At 54.6% G+C, this 18,446-nt stretch carries 14 protein-coding genes; 4 read left to right on the top strand and 10 right to left on the bottom strand.

Translation table 11 applies throughout. The features are described 5' to 3' along the window. Positions 1-30 precede the first annotated feature (30 nt). The 5 genes from MID00_RS12875 to MID00_RS12855 form a co-directional block, all read right to left on the bottom strand. The gene (locus MID00_RS12875; RefSeq protein ID WP_021446932.1) at positions 31-1,155 is read right to left on the bottom strand and encodes an ABC transporter permease; all 1,125 of its coding nucleotides are present in this window, start codon (positions 1,153-1,155) and stop codon (positions 31-33) included. A gap of 1 nt (position 1,156) precedes the next feature. Continuing rightward, on the bottom strand, positions 1,157-3,895 hold the full coding sequence (gene rbbA / locus MID00_RS12870) for a ribosome-associated ATPase/putative transporter RbbA (protein WP_254498919.1): 2,739 nt from the start codon (positions 3,893-3,895) through the stop codon (positions 1,157-1,159). A gap of 3 nt (positions 3,896-3,898) precedes the next feature. Next, complete coding sequence (locus tag MID00_RS12865) at positions 3,899-4,978, bottom strand: HlyD family secretion protein (protein ID WP_009459316.1); 1,080 nt, start codon at positions 4,976-4,978, stop codon at positions 3,899-3,901. After that, the gene (locus tag MID00_RS12860) at positions 4,975-6,480 is read right to left on the bottom strand and encodes an efflux transporter outer membrane subunit (protein WP_254498918.1); all 1,506 of its coding nucleotides are present in this window, start codon (positions 6,478-6,480) and stop codon (positions 4,975-4,977) included. Before MID00_RS12860 ends, MID00_RS12865 begins: the two co-directional genes overlap by 4 nt. Positions 6,481-6,616: 136 nt before the next feature. Then, the gene (locus MID00_RS12855; RefSeq protein WP_031232705.1) at positions 6,617-8,371 is read right to left on the bottom strand and encodes an alpha/beta hydrolase; all 1,755 of its coding nucleotides are present in this window, start codon (positions 8,369-8,371) and stop codon (positions 6,617-6,619) included. Positions 8,372-8,834: 463 nt separating this feature from the next. Between MID00_RS12855 and MID00_RS12850 the strand changes: the two genes are divergently transcribed. The 3 genes from MID00_RS12850 to queC all read left to right on the top strand — a co-directional run bounded on the left by MID00_RS12850 (position 8,835) and on the right by queC (position 11,135). Continuing rightward, a complete protein-coding gene (locus MID00_RS12850; protein ID WP_009459318.1) occupies positions 8,835-9,500 on the top strand; it encodes a TetR/AcrR family transcriptional regulator in 666 nt (221 codons plus the stop codon). 250 nt (positions 9,501-9,750) lie between these two features. Next, entirely contained in the window at positions 9,751-10,425 is a 675-nt protein-coding gene (locus tag MID00_RS12845; RefSeq protein WP_022983354.1) for a 7-cyano-7-deazaguanine/7-aminomethyl-7-deazaguanine transporter, read from the top strand. Further along, complete coding sequence (gene queC, locus MID00_RS12840) at positions 10,422-11,135, top strand: 7-cyano-7-deazaguanine synthase QueC (protein ID WP_254498917.1); 714 nt, start codon at positions 10,422-10,424, stop codon at positions 11,133-11,135. Before MID00_RS12845 ends, queC begins: the two co-directional genes overlap by 4 nt. 249 nt (positions 11,136-11,384) lie before the next feature. Here the strand turns inward: queC and MID00_RS12835 are convergent, their stop codons facing one another. From MID00_RS12835 to serC, 4 genes are all read right to left on the bottom strand, one after another. Continuing rightward, positions 11,385-11,960, bottom strand: a complete 576-nt coding sequence (locus MID00_RS12835; protein WP_009459321.1) for a hypothetical protein — start codon at positions 11,958-11,960, stop codon at positions 11,385-11,387. A 2-nt stretch (positions 11,961-11,962) separates the two neighbouring features. Continuing rightward, positions 11,963-12,673: a hypothetical protein gene (locus tag MID00_RS12830; RefSeq protein ID WP_009459322.1), complete on the bottom strand. Its 711-nt coding sequence runs from the start codon at positions 12,671-12,673 to the stop codon at positions 11,963-11,965. Between the two features lie 99 nt (positions 12,674-12,772). Next, positions 12,773-14,062 carry a serine hydroxymethyltransferase gene (gene glyA / locus MID00_RS12825; RefSeq protein ID WP_021446937.1) on the bottom strand — a complete coding sequence of 430 codons (1,290 nt, stop codon included), beginning with the start codon at positions 14,060-14,062 and terminating at the stop codon, positions 12,773-12,775. A gap of 73 nt (positions 14,063-14,135) precedes the next feature. After that, positions 14,136-15,218: a 3-phosphoserine/phosphohydroxythreonine transaminase gene (serC, locus tag MID00_RS12820; RefSeq protein WP_009459323.1), complete on the bottom strand. Its 1,083-nt coding sequence runs from the start codon at positions 15,216-15,218 to the stop codon at positions 14,136-14,138. A 125-nt stretch (positions 15,219-15,343) separates the two neighbouring features. Between serC and MID00_RS12815 the strand changes: the two genes are divergently transcribed. After that, a complete protein-coding gene (locus MID00_RS12815; protein ID WP_021446938.1) occupies positions 15,344-16,849 on the top strand; it encodes a PLP-dependent aminotransferase family protein in 1,506 nt (501 codons plus the stop codon). Between the two features lie 11 nt (positions 16,850-16,860). On the opposite strand, the gene glyA (MID00_RS12810) is transcribed toward MID00_RS12815, so the two are convergent. Beyond that, the gene (gene glyA / locus MID00_RS12810) at positions 16,861-18,156 is read right to left on the bottom strand and encodes a serine hydroxymethyltransferase (protein ID WP_254498916.1); all 1,296 of its coding nucleotides are present in this window, start codon (positions 18,154-18,156) and stop codon (positions 16,861-16,863) included. Between the last annotated feature and the right edge of the window lie 290 nt (positions 18,157-18,446).

Raw genomic sequence — 18,446 nt, 5'->3', positions numbered from 1 at the left:
AAAAAGTGCCCCCTGACGGGGCCCAGTCCATCAAGCCATCTGAGAGATGGTGTTACGAAAACGCCGCAGTGACAGAAGGAACAAAGCCGTCCCGATCACCAGCAGGGCTAAAAAGGGTTGCCATACCGTTTCAATGCCAGCCCCCCGGAACAAGATGGCCTGCCCCAGGGACACGAAGTGTGTAGTGGGAGCCAGTTGCATCAGGTTCTGAACAATTTCAGGCATGCTTTCGCGGGGGGTACGTCCGCCCGAGAGCAGGTTCATGGGCAGCAAGGTCAACATCAACAAGAGGCCAAACTGGGGCATGCTGCGCGACAAGGTAGCCAGATAAATCCCCATGGAAGTCATGGCAAACAGACACAGAACGGCGCCGCACAGGAACAAGGGAATGGAACCTTCGATAGGCACGCCCAGCAGACCTCGCACCACAAAATTCAGCGAAGCCGCCGTCGCCACCAGAACCACCAGTCCCATGGCCGTGACCTTGGACGCCATGATCTCGCCCGGTGTGACCGGCATCACCAGCAAGTGTTCGATCGTGCCGTGCTCGCGCTCCCGGATCAGGGCGGCTCCGGTCAGAATGATGGACAGCATCGCCACCGAGTTGATGACCTCAGCAATACTGCCGAACCAGGCTTTTTCCAGTGTGGGGTTAAACCGCACCCGCAAGGCCAGATCCACCGGCAAGGTGTCAATGCTGCGATACCGCCGCACAAACTCGTTAACCTCGCCCATCACCACCTGCTGGATGTAGTTATTGCCGGTAAAGGCCTGGCTCATACGGGTGGCGTCAATATTCAACTGCACTTCGGGGCTGCGTCCGGCCAGCACATCGCGCTGAAAGTTCGGTGGAATGTTCAGCACAAAGGTGAACTGCCCCGTATCCATGCCCGAGTCCATTTCCCCATACTCGATCATGTGCGGGTGGATGAATTCAGGCGGATAAAAAGCCGACGTAATGCGCGCTGACAAGGGGCTCTGGTCCTGGTCCACAATCGCGATAGGCGCATTGTTCAAGGTTTCGGGCTGCGCGGTTGCGGAGGTGTAAATCGAGACCGAAAACACGTACACAATGAGCAGCAGCATCATGGGGTCGCGCGCCAGACTCCACAGCTCCTTGCGGCCCAGCAACAGTACATTCTTGAGTTTTCTCATCTCACTTCTCCTGCTTTTTCAGCAGCATGACCGCCGCGCCCAACACCACCGGAATGGCCAGCAACAAGGCAAACAAGGCCCCGTGCAGATCCGAGAACGTCAGCGCTTTGTTAAATACCCCGCGACTGATGTTGAACATATGCGTAGCCGGATAAATCTCGCCCGCCCAACGGCTGATCCCTTCCATGGAGGACACCGGGTTCAGCAAACCGGACAATTGCGTGGCGGGTAGCATGGTGCCGATCATGGCAAAGAACATGGCCGCGATCTGACTTTTCGTCACGGTGGAAGCCACCAGCCCCATGCCGGTAGAAATCACGCAAAACATCAAGGTGGCCACGCTCAAGGTCAGGAAGCTGCCCTTGATGGGTACATCGAACACCGTGATGGCCAAGAGGCACATGCACAGAAAGTTGATCATCGCCAGGCCGATATAGGGAATTTGCTTGCCCAGCAAAAACTCCACTCGGGTGACCGGCGTAACGTACAGGTTGATGATGGAACCCAGTTCCTTTTCACGCACCACGGACAATGCCGTCAACATCGCAGGCAACATCAGCAGCAGCACCGGAATCACGGCAGGCACCATGGCCGGCAAGCTCTTGACGTCCGGGTTATAGCGGTAACGGTCCTGAATACTGGCGGGCACGACCAAAGCCCCTGCCCCCAGACGCTCCTTGGCTTGAGTAATCAGCCATTGCTGATGCATGGCCTTCACGTAGCCTTGAATGGTTTCGGCACGGGTAGGCATGGAACCGTCCACCCAGGCGGCGATTTCCGGCTTGCTGCCGCGCAGCACATCACGTCCAAAACCGGGCGGAATTTCGATCGCCAGCGCAATCTTGCCGCGCCGCATTCTGTCGTCCAGATCCTGGTAATCCGTTAAGGGGGCCTGCTCCAGAAAATAGCGCGAGCCGGACAGATTCAAGGCGTAGTTCTGGCTGATACTGGTCTGGTCGCGGTCCAGCACGGCGTAGCGCAAATCCTCTACGTCCAGCGTGATACCGAAACCCATCACAAACAGCAAAATCAGGGAACCGGCCAAGGCCAAAGTGGCTCGCACCGGATCACGACGCAGCTCCAGCGCTTCGCGCCAGGTGTAGCTCAGCAAACGCTGCAAGCTGAAGCGTTCGCGCTTTTCGCTATGAGCTTCGTTTGCCACCACTGCCTGTTCTGTCGCCGGTTCTACTTCAGGCTCGGGGCCACTGGCTTCCAGCAAATAACCAATAAAGGCTTCTTCCAGATCAGCGGCGCCGCGCTTTTTCACCAGGTTCGCAGGCGTATCGCTATCGAGCACTTTACCGGCATGCATCATGGACATGCGGTCGCAACGCTCGGCCTCGTTCATGAAGTGGGTGGAGATAAAAATCGTGACCTTGTCGCGGCGGGACAACTCAATCAGCAAACGCCAGAAATTGTCGCGAGCCACTGGGTCCACACCGGAAGTGGGTTCGTCCAGGATCAGCAGCTCTGGCTTATGCACCATGGCCACCGCCAAGGACAGGCGCTGGCGCATCCCCAAAGGAATGGCATCGGGCAAACGGTCCAGAATCTGGCCCAGCTCAAAACGCTCCACCATTTCCGCCACACGGCCTTCCACCTCGTCCTCAGGGACGTGGAACAACTGGGCGTGCAGCACCAGGTTTTGCCGGACCGTCAGCTCGCTGTACAGGGAAAAAGCCTGTGACATATAGCCCACACGACGGCGGGTATCGATGTCTTTGGGATCAACCTCGTGGCCAAACAACCAGGCCTGACCTTCGGAGGCAGGCAACAGCCCCGTCAGCATCTTCATGGTGGTGGATTTACCGCAGCCGTTCGAGCCCAGAAAGCCAAAAATTTCGCCACGACGTATCCGGAAGGACACATTGTCCACGGCGGTAAAGTCGCCAAAGCGAATCGTCAGCCCTTCGGCCTCAATGGCAATATCGTCGGCATCCACATCCAGTGGCGGGATTTCTACGGCCTTATGGCCTTGACGCTTGTCCTCGGGCAAGAGGCGAATAAAGGCCTGCTCCAGACTCTTGCTTTCCGTGCGCTCCAGCAGTTCCTTGGGCGAACCTGTTGCCAGAATCTGGCCGTCGTCCATGGCAACCAGCCAATCAAAGCGCTGGGCCTCGTCCATATAAGCGGTGGCGACAATCACGCTCATGCCGGGACGTTCGATGCGAATACGCTCGATCAGATCCCAGAACTGCTTGCGGGCCAAAGGGTCCACGCCGGTGGTAGGCTCGTCCAGCAGCAGAAAGTCCGGGTCGTGAATCAATGCGCAGCACAGACCCAACTTTTGCTTCATACCGCCCGAAAGCTTGCCTGCAGGCCGTGTCAGAAAAGGATGCAGGCCCGTGCTGCGCGTCAAATCGTCAATTCGGCGACGGCGCTCGGCAGCATCGTGCCCGAACAATCGACCAAAAAACTGCAGGTTTTCTTCCACCGACAAGGTGGGATACAGGTTCTTGCCCAAGCCTTGAGGCATGTAGGCAATGCGCGGGCAAATCTGGTCGCGATGGCTTTTTTCCGCCATATCGCCACCCAGCACTTCAATACGGCCTTCCTGAATCACACGGGCGCCCGCCAGCAAGGACAGCAAGCTGGACTTGCCCACGCCGTCAGGACCAATCAGTCCGACCATGCAAGCGGCAGGCACATCCAGGCTTAAACGATCCAGTGCGAGCGTGTCGCCATAACGCTGGCTAAGTTCAACAACGCGAGCAACCGCCGCCGCTTGCTGCTTGGGCATGGTTTACTCCGTCAAGGTGGAAGTCAGCGACTCAGGCCAGCTGGCATTGGGGTCCAGCTTTACCCAGGCCACACCGGGCAAGCCGGTCTTGACTTGCTCCAGGTGCTTTTTCAACAGCTCGGGGGCAATCTGGGCCTTGACGCGGAACATCAGTTTTTGGCGCTCCGAGGCCGTTTCCACACTCTTGGGAGTGAACTGGGCAGAGCTGGCCACGAAGGACACAGTAGCCGGAACCGGGATGTCCGGAATGGCATCCAGCACCAGACGCACCTCGGTACCCAACGCCACCTTGCCGGCCACTTCGCTGGGCAGGAAGAAAGTCATGTACACATCGGACAGGTCCAGCACGTTCAGCACACGGCCACCCGCACCCAGTACTTCACCGGGCTGGGCGACACGAAACTGCACGCGACCATCGCGGGGGCTGACCAGCTCACTGTCGCGCAAGTCAGCTTCGATACGGGCCACAGCAGCCTTGGCGGCTTCCACGGCAGATTGGGCACCGATCAGCTGAGCTTTGGCAGCATTAATGGCCGCTTCTGCGGCATTGGCCTGGGCCTTGGTAGCAGCTACCGCAGCCTGAGCACCACGCACGCGGGCACGGTCATCATCCAGTTCCTGCGCCGAAGCGGCACCTTCTTTGGACAAGGTGGTGGAACGCGCCAGACGACGTTGGGCTGCGTCCAGTTCCGACTCACGTTGACCAATCAAGGCTTTGGCAGCGATGGCATCGCTTTCACGCAAGGCCACTTGGGCCTGAGAGGCCGCCACATTGTTTTCAGCCTGACGCAAACCAGCCACAGCTTCATCGCGGGCCGCTTCCAGACTGTCTTGCTGCATGATGGCCAGCACTTCACCTTCTTTCACGAAATCGCCCTCGTGGGCGGCGATGCTTTGGATACGTCCGGCAAACTTGGTGGAGATATCAATCTCGGTCGCCTCGATACGGCCATTACCACTGACAAAGCCAGCGCCAGGGCCGGTATTGGACATTTTCTGCCATGCCCACCACCCCAGGCCCAGAACCCCGGCAACGATTAGGACAGGAACAAGATTTTTTTTCAAAGAGGATTGTTTGCTCATAGCTGGCTCGAGGATGGATCCGAATTAGAGGAGTTATGGGTGTTGGTCAGGGGCTCGGAGGGGTCCAGCCCACCGCCCAAGGCGCTATACATGGCAATCTGGCTGGCCAGGAGCGCGCGGCGCGTTTGCACCACTTGCTGCTCCACATCCAGCAAGTCACGCTGCGCATCCAGCACTTCCAGATAGGCAGCCGAACCGTTGTCGTAACGCATCTGCGCCAGACGGGCGCGCTCGGTCTGGGCGCTGCGGGCGACCAGCTGAACTTCCAACTGCTGGCTTAACCAGTGGCGTGTCGACAAGGCGTCCGACACTTCACGAAAGGCGGTTTGAATAGCTTTCTCGTATTCAGCAATGCGCATGTCGCGACGCACATAGGAGGCGTCCAGATTCGCGCTGCGGCGGCCACCATCAAAGATGGGCAGGGAGATGGTCGGAGCAAACATCCAGGCTTTGCTGCCAGAATCAAACAAACCATCCAGCTCGGCGCTGGCGGTGCCGAAATTGCCAGTCAAGGCAATGCGGGGGAAGAAAGCGGCACGGGCAGCCCCAATATTGGCATTGGCGGCACGCAACTTGTGTTCAGCCGCAATAATGTCGGGACGCCAGACCATCAGGTCCGAAGGCAAACCGGGGGACAGCTCGGCCAACATGATGTTTTCATTCAAAGGCGCACCGGTTGGAGAGACGCCCGGATCGGCCCCCAGCAGCTGTTGCAAGGCATGTAGTTGCACCGCACGTTGCTGTTCCAGCTGGGCCAGCATGGACTGAGCCTGCGTCAGCAAGGTTTGCACCTGCGTCACATCCAGCTTGGACGTTGCGCCAACTTCATAACGACGGGAGAAAATGCGGTAAGACTCCTGACGAGTCTCTACACTTTTGCGGGCGATCTGCACGCGTTCGTCCAGCTCGCGCACCACAAGATAGTTATTGGCCACTTGCGAGACCAAAGCGACATGCACGGCTTGTCGGCCTGCCTCGGTAGCCAGCCAGCCTTGCAAGGCGGCATCTTCAAGGCTACGTACGCGTCCCCATAAATCCAGCTCCCAACTGGTCAAACCGACCTGGGCACGATAATCACCACCTGTCACCGCCTGACCGCTGGGGTTCATGTCTCCAGGCACACGCGAACGAGCAGCTTGCCCCCCTACGGTAAATTCAGGAAAGCGTTCGCTGCGCTGCAAATTCAGCATGGCACGGGCTTCGTCCACCCGTAAAACAGCCACGCGCATATCGCGGTTATTTTCCAGCGCAGTCTCAATGAGCTTGCTCAGAACCGGGTCTTTAAAGTATTCGCGCCAACCCAGATCACGCGCTCGCACCGCATTGGCCGGGCCTGCGGACAGGTCCGAGTAAGCCTGTGGAACGGGGGAAGCGGGCTGATCGTAATCGGGTGCCATCGAGGCACAACCCGCCAGGGTGACCAGCAAGGCAGCCAGCGCGAAATGAGGGCGACGCGCAGCGCTTCGGTGCTTGAGACTCAAATCGTAGGTCTGTGGGGCCATTGGAAAAAATGCCTAATGAGAAAAAGGGAACTGCCGTCAAGGCAAAACAGCACGTCAGCGATAGGCTTTGCGCCTATCGCCGACATCAAACAGAGCGACAAGCTCACCATTTAGCGAGCTTGTATGAACTGACTGCTTACTTCACTAATACGTATTGACCGGGAGCCGGGCCGATTGGGGCGTAGCCCTGTTTGGCGGCACCCATTTGCGGTGGTTTCACCTCCGCTCCCGAGCGCGCCTTGAGCCATTCCGTCCAGGCGGGCCACCAGGAACCCTGATGCGAGGTGGCTTGTGCCTGCCAGTCGTCCACCAGAACAGGCGCAGTGCCTGCTGCGCGGGTATGAATCTGATATTTGCGACGCGGATGGCCCGGTTCGCTGACAATCCCGGCGTTATGCCCACCTGTGGTCAATACAAAGGTAATTTCGGCAGGCACCAGATAATGCAACTTGTAAACAGAGCGCCAGGGGGCAACGTGATCGGAAACAGTACCGACACAAAAAATAGGCAAATTAACCTGCGCCAGAGAAACAATACGGCCTTCAACCGGATAGCGGTTTTGACTTAAATCATTATTCAAATACATGCGGCGCAAATATTGCGAATGCATGGTGGCGGGCATACGCGTGGCGTCTGCATTCCAGGCCATTAAATCGTTCAAGGGGCGGCGTTCGCCCAATAAATATTTATTAACCATGGGCGCCCACAATAAATCAGCGGAGCGCAGCATTTGAAAAGCGGCTTCCATCTGATTGGCGCGCAAATAGCCCTCGTCGGCCATCTGAGCTTCCAGCAGGCTGACCTGACTTTCGTCAATGAACAGGGACAAATCGCCCGGCTCGGAAAAGTCGGTTTGGGCCGCAAAGAACGTCAGGGAGGCAAGCCTGTCGTCCCCATCGCGTGCCATGGCAGCCGCGGCAATCGCCAGCAAGGTACCGCCCAGGCAATAACCGGTGGCGTGGATTTTCTGGCCGGGAACAATGGCGTTGACAGCATCCAGGCTGGCCTTCCAGCCCAGGCGAATGTAGTCGTCCATCCCGAAGGCATGATCTTCGGCAAGCGGGTTTTTCCAGGACAGGCAAAACACCGTGTGGCCTTGATCCACCAGGTATTTGATCAGGGAATTTTGTTCGGACAGATCCAGAATGTAGTACTTCATGATCCAGGCCGGAACGATCAGCACAGGCTCTGGATGGACCTGCTTGGTAGAAGGCGTGTACTGGATCAGTTCGACCAGCTCGTTACGTAGTACCACCTTGCCCGGCGTGGCCGCCACATCCTTGCCGACCACAAAATCTTCGGTGCCTACGGGCGGTTCACCCGCGAACTGGGCCTGCATATCCTGCTGCCAGTTCTCCAGGCCACGGCTGAAGTTATCCCCCTGTTCTGCAAGGGTTTTATCCCACACCAAGGGGTTGGTCCAGGCAAAGTTACTGGGGCTGAGCATGTTCAACCATTGCTCAACACCAAAGGCAATCAGTTTTTGATGATGAGGCTCCACACCGGCTACGCCTTCCGTGGCACTTTGCCACCACTGCTGCTGCGCCTGATAGGTTTGTCGCAGCAAATTAAAAGGCCAACGATCCCAGGCGGGGTCGGAAAAGCGGCGGTCGGTATAGGCAGGCGCTGCAGCTTGTTCTGAGGTTTGGGGAGACAACTGGGCTGATGCGGCCAGCTCCTCGCTCCATTCACGAAATAGCTGTTCCCACTGACGTTGCGCCAACTGACGCAACTGTTCTTGTTTGCCAGGGCTAAGGGCCAGATGACGCATCCAGTCCATCCAGGCAAGAAACTGCGATTCGGGGGAGATGGAACTCCAGATACGAGCCCAGGCGGCTCGTGCGGATGCGTCTAACTGTTCAGTCTGATCAAGGGACTGCCTGCTAACCATTGCCACTCCGCAAAAAGTACATACAAAAAACAGATACGACTGCTTAGTCTTTTTAACAATACACCAGTTTACATCTAAACTTTTTGTATGCAGGCCTTTTAATAAAGAGCCATAAAAAACCTTTGCGTTAGATCAAGTTCATGGCAGATAAAAAACGACCAGCCTCAACCACATTTGTTGTTATACCGTGCCTGTTATGGAATAGGGAAATAAAAACAAGTGGAAAAACAAATAAAGCCTCACTAAAAAAACTCAGGCTTTAAAAAACAAAGGCGATGCAATCCAGTGAAACAAGCGGTAACCCAGACTCATGGCACAACTATTATTTCCACAGCAATGTGACAAAACAAGCACAGCCCCTCGTCAAGCCCTCCAGCCGCAGCCAGGCTGGCTTGCCATCGGCCTGGGACAAGTGGCCTGATATACTGCAAGCCCCATATCTTGCCCATCCCCACAGGATGACATGACAGACACGCACCAAAATAAACCTTCTAAAAACGAAAGCACAAACAAGCGACGTTACCTACCGTCAGCTGAGCGCAAACGCGAAATCCTGAAAGCCGCTTTTGAAGAGTTTTCTCATCGGGGATTTCTGGGCACTTCGCTGGAGCGCATCGCCGCGCGCGCCGGGATCTCCAAGTCCGGCATCTACGCGCACTACAGCAGCAAAGATGAAGTGTTCGAGGACATGCTCCACAGCACTCTGCTGCCACCTGATGGCAATACCTTTGAGTTGTCCGATACCTCCGAGGCAGACACCCTGTCCTGTATCGTGGATGAGTACCTGCACCAGTTGTATGAACGCCTGTCCAACCCGGACGTGCAAGCCATGTTCAGGCTTTTGATGACAGAAAGTGGCCGCGTGCCGGATCTGGCCCATTACTGGGGCAAACAGCTCCTGAGCCAGAACTACACCGCCAATCAGGCGTTTTTTGAACTGGGCATACAGCGAGGTCTCATCCGCCCTGACGTCAGTCCCTCCGACTACATCCTGGCCGCCTCTCCCTCCCTGATGTGGCTGATGGTTTTGCTGGTTCTGGGACCACAGAACTCGCCCGTGCCCTTTGAAGAAGTACATCAGTTGCACAAGCGCTTGCTGATAGAGTGCCTGCAACCTGCATCGGCCTAAGGGCTGCTCATCAAGAACAAGCCAAACAAGTTCATCTGCTTTGGCAAGCGGGCTTGTTTGAGCCTCTGCATGCCCCCTACCCCTTGGCTGTGCCATAAGCCTCATCAAGGCAGACGTATAAGCGCGTCTGATGCACACGCTACACTTGCGGGCAACAACCATTCCATCGAACCGCAACTGACCGTACAATAGTCGGTTGCAGTCCATTTTCAATGGGTTCCCTCACCCCATTCACCAAAAAGGTCCAGACATGACTCTGCCTACCGTGCCGTCTTCACGGCTGTCGTTCTACGTACGACTTCTGATTGCCTTTCACATTTTTATTGTGATTGCCAGCAATTATCTGGTTCAACTTCCTATTGAACTGTTCGGCTTCCATAGCACCTGGGGAGCCTTCAGCTTTCCCTTTGTTTTTCTGGCTACCGACCTGACCGTCCGCTTGATGGGCAAGTCCGAAGCGCGCCGCGTGATTACCCGCGCGATGTTTCCAGCCCTGATCGCCTCTTATGTGGTCTCGGTGCTTTTTAATGAAGGGCAGTTCAACGGCTTGCAAGCACTGGGCGAATTCAACAGCTTTGTGTTCCGTATTGCCTTGGCCAGCTTTGCCGCCTATGTATTAGGGCAACTGCTGGATGTACAGGTCTTTGATCGCATCCGTCGCGACTACAAACAATGGTGGCTTGCTCCAGCGGCCGCCTCGATCTTTGGGCAGGCACTGGATACCTTGGCCTTTTTCGGCATCGCTTTCTGGCACAGCAGCAATCCCTTCATGGCCGAACACTGGGGCGAGATCGCCGTCGTCGATTACGTCATCAAACTGGGCGTCAGCCTGCTGCTGTTTGTACCCATGTATGGCGTACTGCTCAATTCCCTGATCAGCACCATGAAGCGCCGCGCCCTGAGCACCGCACAGGTCAAAGCATGAAGCCGCACACTCCCCGCCGCCGGGCACTGGTTCTCTTTTCGGGCGGACAGGATTCAGCCACCTGTCTGGCCTGGGCTTTGGACCGCTTTGCCTTTGTAGAAACCGTGGGCTTTGACTACGGCCAACGCAACCATGCGGAATTGCAGTGTCGACAGACACTAAGAGACAAGCTTTGCCAGCAGTTCCCGCACTGGGCAGAGCGCCTCGGGCAAGACCATGTGCTCGATGCCAGCGTCCTGGCTCAGATAGGCGGCAGCGCGATGACTGAATCCATGACGATTGCCATGCAGGAAGATGGTCTGCCCAATACCTTTGTGCCGGGTCGAAACCTGCTGTTCTTTACCCTGGCTGGCGCCCTGGCCTACCGTCGGGGACTGGATACGCTGGTTGGCGGTATGTCCGAAACCGATTATTCGGGCTACCCGGACTGCCGCGATAACACGCTGAAAGCACTGCAGGTGGCATTAAGCCTGGGGATCGAGCGCCCACTGACCGTGGAAACACCACTGATGGGGCTGGATAAAGCAGATACTTGGGAGCTGGCCCACCAGCTGGGCTCGGATGCTTTAGTGAAGCTGATTCAGGAAGACAGCCATACCTGTTACCAGAACGAGCGGGAAACCCTGCATGACTGGGGATATGGCTGCGGGCAATGTCCGGCTTGTGAGCTGCGGGCGAAAGGGTATGGAGATTGGAAGTTGAGGGGCTGATCGCCTCGCTACTTTTTGCAGTGGCAAGGGTGCAGAGCACCATGTAGGCTCCATGTCTCATCCCACACCCTTACTCTGCATACAACGACCACGATTCCAAAAAATCAAGCCCCCTCAATGATCCACAATTTAATTAAATACTTATCCCATAAGAATTTTTCTAATCTCATTAATTACCATTAAAAAAAGTCTTATATTTAAAAAAACCTTCCAAAATTTTTTAAATTAAAAAAAGTTAAATATCATTAATTATCTTCTCTCGTAAGGCCTACGCCAGGTTTCACCATTTGAGCCCCATGCCCCCTCTTTCTCGTTTGTTCTGAAACACAGCGAGCCACTACACTTAGACCAAATAAGATTTACACCTAACTTTTCCAATTCAAGAGCGCGTGATTCCATAGCAGCTATCTCTTGGCGCCGAGTATCGATTTCCTCCTTCGTCGGAATGATACTCATAACAACTAACAATGCAGCGCCCAAAATTACAAATATCAAAATGGTTAGACTACAAAAAATCTTAAGTCCCAACCATCTCGCCGCACGCCTATACCTGTCCGCCGCTAGCACAGCTTGCTCGTCAGCTTTTATGAAATGCTGTTGAAGCAGCTTAGCTGCTTCAACAGCATGGGTCGTCGCAGCCCCATCAATCTTATGAACCACAGACTGCGCAAGAGTCCCCATACGGGCTTCTATCCTTGTCCGCATCTCATCCAATGCAGAAATCGCAGCTTCTGCTTTTTCTTGGTTTTGCCCGCTGGCAATTAAAATCTTAGTCACCACATCGAGTTGAGTCTGAATCTGGTCATCAAATTCTTTAGGTGTCATATCTACCTTTCCAAACTTAGCCCTTTCCGTTCAAGTTTATATTGTCGCTCTTTCGCACGCTGTCTCACGAGTTCAAGATCCTTCTCTAACTTCGCCTGCCTTTCCTTTATCCATAGAGAATGCTCAAGATTCAACTCTAACAAATCAGTGAGTGGTGCGAATCTAAGAAGCCCTCCTGGCTCAGCCAAAAGCAAAAGCCCCCCTGAACCTACTTCCCCCTTCCCCTGCGTGCGTCTTACCCAAGCCAAGTATTCATTTATTTGAGCCCCTGTATATAGAAAATTTTGGGTGACTATATCTTTGGCTAAAGTGTGAATAAAGTCTTCCAACAGCTCTATTTTTGGACCTCTTGGACGGGGAAAAGCATCCAAGTATGGAACCACCCTTAATCCAAGAGTATTTTCGGTAGCTTTGGTTTCAATTGACCAATGGACCTCTCTCGAAATCGACTCAAACTGCCTCTCTTGAACTGCCACACACAAAATCGAATGTCGGCTTTTCTCCTTAGCTAAATTCGCTCCCTCCGCCTTAAACTCAATAAGCCGAACGACGCCTGTAAACTTGAGGAGTACGTCACCTAACAATTTATCAGCGGGGGTTTGCTGCAATAGATTAACTGAGCCTGCAAGCATATTTTTTCTCTGCTTATCACGCAGAGAGTAACCAAGCGCAAACAGAAAATTACCAATAGTAATATTCTCGTATAGCTTCATCCTTCCCTCAATTATTTAAAGCTCAACAAAAACAGTGCAACTACCATATAAAAAACCCAACCACCAAAGTGGCTGGGCTCCTATAAAAAATTAATTAAATCACAGCTGCGCTGGCTCCGTCTGCACCTGATACACCGGATAGCTTCGGCACAGGTTCACAATTTTTTCCCGAATCTCGTGCTTGACCTTATCTAAAGTGCCAGCCTCGTAGGCATCAAGCACATCACACAAGTAATGCGCCAGCTGCTCGCAGTCCTTCACCGTAAAGCCACGTGTTGTTACAGCCGGCGTTCCGATACGAATACCCGAGGTCACCATGGGCGAACGGGGATCATTGGGCACCGAATTCTTGTTCACGGTGATATAGGCATCTGCCAAGGCATCACTGGCCTCTTGCCCGGTGTAGGGCTTGGTCGACAAGTTGATCAGCATCATGTGGTTATCTGTCCCGCCTGACACGATGTTGTGACCACGCTGCATCAGTACCGCCGCCATGGCACGGGCATTACGCACCACGTTTTGCTGATAGGTACGGAATTCCGGCTGCAGAGCCTCTTTGAAAGCAATGGCTTTGGCCGCGATCAAGTGCATCAATGGGCCGCCTTGCACGCCGGGGAATACAGCGGAATTCAGACGTTTGTAGAAATCTTCGCTTTGCCCTTTAGCCATGATCACGCCACCACGTGGACCGCGCAGGGTTTTGTGCGTTGTGCTGGTGACTACATGGGCGTGTGGCAAGGGGCTGGGGTACTCACCCGCCGCCACCAGACCAGCTACGTGGGCCATATCCACCCAGAACCAGGCACCGACCTTGTCAGCAATCTGGCGCATACGCGCCCAATCCTTCACACGCGAATAGGCGGAGAAACCACCAATCAGCATTTTGGGCTTGGTCTCGATAGCAATGCGCTCCATTTCGTCGTAATCGATCAGCCCGGTTCGGGTATCAACTCCGTAAGGAACAATGTTGTAAAGACGCCCGGAAATGTTGATGGGGTTACCGTGGGTCAGGTGACCACCCTGAGCCAGGTTCATCCCCATCACCGTATCGCCCGGTTTGAGCAAAGCCAGGAATACTGCAGTGTTAGCCTGCGCTCCAGCATGAGGCTGTACGTTGGCGTAATCACAATCGAACACCGCTTTCAGACGCTCGATAGCCAGACGTTCGGCTACATCTACAAATTCACAACCGGCGTAGTAACGCTTGTCCGGGTAACCCTCGGCGTATTTGTTGGTAAACACGGAGTTCTGAACCTGCATAACCAAAGGGCTGGCGTAGTTTTCCGAGGCAATCAGTTCTACGTGATCTTCCTGACGGCTTTCTTCGCCCTGAATGGCCTGAGCCAATTCCTTGTCGAATTCAGCCAGGCTGAGTGTGTTGTCGTACATCGCTTTTCCTTAAAAAAATTTCTACCCACGTCGCGGCTACTTGCTTGGCCGCCTTGCAAAGCAGGCGCACGCCCTAACCGTGCGTGCGCTTGAACTCGCGCATGAACTCTCCCAGCGCCTGTACCGCATCCAAGGTGACGGCGTTGTAGATGCTGGCGCGCAAGCCCCCCGTTGACTGATGGCCCTTCAAGCCGTGAAAACCATTCTTTTGCGCTTCTTCAACAAATAAAATATCTAAATCAGTTTCAGCAATATGAAATGGAACATTATTGATGGATCGATAGTCAGGTAAAACATTGTTGATATAGAAACCATCACTGCCATCAATAATCTCATAGAGCAGCTGCGACTTTTTCTTATTTATTTTGTGCAATACTTCTATTCCACCAACACGCTCTATCCATTCCAGCATCAAACCCAGCACATACCAGGAAAAGGTTGAGGGCGTATTTAATAGCGATTGTTTTTTTGCTTGAATGGAAAAATCCAAAGCTTGTGGCGTATTTGCCAAAGGCCTGTCTAAAATAGCAGGATTAAGTAATACCAGCGTAACACCGGCAATTCCCATATTTTTCTGGGCCGAGGCATAAATCAAATCGTGAGCCGAGACATCAATCGGTTTTGACATCAAGCTGGAGCAAGCATCACATACCAAGGGAATAGGTGAAACAGGTGGTTTTGAAAATTGCAAGCCCTGTGCAGTTTCGTTCTCTGTGTAATGCAAGTACGCTGCATCCCGATTAATATTAGATTCATTAATCTCGGGAATACGATCAAATCCAGTTTCATAAGAACTGGCTACGATTTCGACATTCCCATATTGCTTGGCGGCATTAGCCGCCTGTTCCGACCATAAACCCGTATGTATATAGTCCGCTGTGTTTGCTTGATGAAGCAGGTTCATCGGTATTTGAGAAAACTGCAGGTACGACCCTCCTTGCAGGAGCAAGACGTGATAGTCCGTTGGCACGGCCAGAACACGACGCACAGCGGCGTCGGTACGATGGGCAAAATCCATGAAAGGCTGGGAACGATGGCTGATTTCCATCACGGACACCCCTGTGCCCGCAAAATCAAGCAGCTCATCACGTATTTGCAATAGAACATCCATTGGCAAGGCGCTGGGCCCTGCGCTGAAATTAAAGGGTCGGGACATACTTGCTGAGATCCTGTACAAACCTGAACGCCGGAACAGGCCCCCCTATTTCGGCAATGACAATCAAGTCTACGAGCACAATGGTCTGACTAGTCAGACCATTAATATTCTCTGGAGCAGACCGCATGACGCGTTCGTTTGAACTGGACACCTTGAAGATGCGTCTTAACGATGACGAACTTCAATCCCTGGATCTTCACCAACGCATTCAGCGTGCCTTGCGGGCGTTGATTCTGGATGGCGCGCTGGGTCCGGGGGTCAAGCTGCCTGCCACACGCTCGCTGGCCAAATCCTTGGGCATGGCCCGCGATACGGTTGAAAACGCCTATGTTCAACTGCATCGCGACGGCTTTATCGTGCGGCGCGAGGGCTCGGGCAGCTATGTTTCCGAGTCGGTCGGCACGGAGCTGCGCGGCAGTGCCTATCGCCGCATCAAAGCCCAGGATCTGAAACGCAGCGTAATGGAACCCGGTACGGGCTTGAGCCGTCGGGGTCGCGCCGTGTTTGAAAGTGGCGGCATTGCCGATCAACAGACCATCAAGGCCTTTGCCACTGGCCTGCCGGAAACCCGCAACTTCCCCACCGATGTGTGGGAACGCCTGCAGCGTCAGGCCATGAAAGACTATCGAGCCAACATCCTGCTGCATGGCGATCCGCAAGGCACCGAGTCCCTGCGTAAAGCGATTGCCGTGTACCTGAATCTGGAGCGTGGTGCGAAGGTCTCGGCCGATCAAATTTTGATTCTGAGCAGCACGCGCCAGGCCTTGTTCCTGTGCGCGCAATTACTGGTCGATGCTGGCAAACCCATTCTGGTTGAAAATCCTGGCTACTTCGGCGCCCGCAAAGCCTTTGAAGCGGCCGAGGCTCGTGTCGTACCGATTGGCGTGGACGAGCAAGGCTTGCGCACCGATCTGCTGAATGAAGATCGCAGCGGCGCGAACTGCATTTACGTGACACCCTCGCACCAGTACCCCACCGGGGCCACCATGTCCCTGGAACGTCGTCTGGAGCTCATACACTGGGCGGCTGAAAATGGCCGCTGGATTATGGAAGACGACTACGACAGTGAATTTCATTACGACGGCTTACCCACGGCGTGTGTGCAGGGTCTGGATAAATACCAACGCACAATCTACTTGGGCACCTTCAGCAAAACCCTGTATCCGGGCCTGCGCATGGGCTATATGGCCCTGCCACCCGAGCTGGTCAAACCCTTCACCCAGGCACGCAGCATCATGGATGGTCACACACCGCAAATCCTGCAGCTGACGCTGGCGCGTTTTATGGAGGACGGACATTACAACTCGCATATTCGCGCTATGCGCAAGCTGTATGCCGGGCGGCGGGAGATCATGCTGGAAGCCATCGAGCAGCACTTACAAGGAATCGTTCGTGCGGCCCGACCTGAAGGCGGTTTGCAGATTCCCTGCTTTCTGGAGCCGGGCTGGTCAGAAGAACACACGCTGCGCCGCGCCTTGAGCGCTGGCGTTCAACTGCCGGGTTTGAGCCGTCTGTACATTGGTGAAGAAAAACAACAGGGCTGGCTGCTGGGCTATGCCTCCCTGACCGCCTACGAGATCGAGTCCGCCATGTTGCGTCTGGCCAACGCTCTGCGTCAGGGCAAAGGCTGAGCCGGGAAAAATCAGTACATCAAGGGGTATCGCCGGTTCAGGTCTGCGACCCCTTCCAAAATGGCATTCTCGGTGCGGGGATTGCGCGAACCACTGCGCACCCCGCCCAGCAAGGCCAGAATCATGTCGCCAATTTCCTTGAAATCATCTTCACCCAAACCGCGAGTCGTACAGGCGGCACTGCCGACCCGTACCCCCGAATAGGCGCCAGAGGCTTGCTCATACGGCACACGGTGTTTGCTCAAGCTAATGCCCAACTGAGCCAGAACCTGCTCAACCAAAGGCCCGGAAAGGCCCCAAGGGCGCAAATCCACCACACCAAAATGACAGTCTGTTCCCCCTGACACCACCGTCAGCCCACCTTCGGACAAGCGGCGACACAGGCTGCGCGCATTGATGATGACGGACTGGGCATAGGCCTTATAGGATGGGCTCATCGCTTCACCCAAAGCCACCGCCTTGGCGGCCAGAATGTTCAGCAAAGGTCCGCCTTGCAGCCCTGGATATACGGCCTGGCTCAAGCGCTCGGCCAGCTTGGGCTCATTGCTCAAGATAATCCCACCACGCGGTCCGCGTAAGGTGCCATGCGTGGAAAAGGTCGTGACATGGGCATGTTTGACGGGTGACTCCGTCAGACCTGCCGCCACCAGCCCCGCGCCGTGGGCCAAATCCACCATCAAATAAGCGTTGATCTCGTTGGCAATATTCCTGAACTCGGCAAAATTTGGCGTACGTGAATAGGACGAACCTCCGGCAATGATCAACCGCGGCCGTTCCTTGTGGGCCAGGGCACGAACCTCGTCCATGTCGACCCATTGCGTCTGACGATCCACTCCGTACGAGCAGGTCTGAAACCAGCGTCCGGACACATTGAAATGCGAACCGTGGCTAAGGTGCCCGCCCGCACTTTGATCCAGCGCCAGAATCGTGTCGCCCGGCGAGAGCAAGGCCAGGTACACCGCCAGATTGGCCTGGCTGCCCGAGTGCGCCTGCACATTGGCGTAAGAGGCCCCAAAAACCGACTTGGCCCGCTCGATAGCCAGCTCTTCGGTTTGATCGGCTTGTTCGCACCCGCCGTAAATCCGTTGCCCAGGATAGCCTTGCGCCTGCTTGTTGCTGAGCAAGGAGCCCTGCACGTCCAAAACGGAGCGGCTCAGGTAATTCTCGGAAGCGATCAGCTCAATGGTGTGTTGTTGACGACGCCGTTCGGCTTCGATGATGTCCCAAAGATTGCGATCACTTTGCTGTAGAAATTGCGAACCCGCCAGAGGCTGGTGGGGGGTGTCGCCACCGGCAAGACTCTTCATGGGAGTTCCTGTTTAGAGATTGGCCACGATAGGGTCGTGGCTCATTGCCCGTTACCAGGCAAAAGTGCTGCCCTGGACGCACGAACTCCAAGGGCGAAAGATAAACATCCTATTCTGTTTATCGATCTATAAAACAGTCCATTAAAAATTAACTCACCAGACCACTTTTAATTATTGTTATTTGAATAAAAATTCAAAGCATAAAGAATTAAAAACCCTCTGAAACACAGAGAGAACGCCAATCCCGATCATCCTGGTCAAGAATTAAAACAAGATTCAAATTTTTATCA

It is taken from the genome of Alcaligenes sp. NLF5-7, assembly GCF_024266725.1.
GTDB classification, from domain to species: domain Bacteria; phylum Pseudomonadota; class Gammaproteobacteria; order Burkholderiales; family Burkholderiaceae_B; genus Alcaligenes; species Alcaligenes phenolicus.
This window is presented reverse-complemented; position numbering and strand designations above follow the sequence as displayed.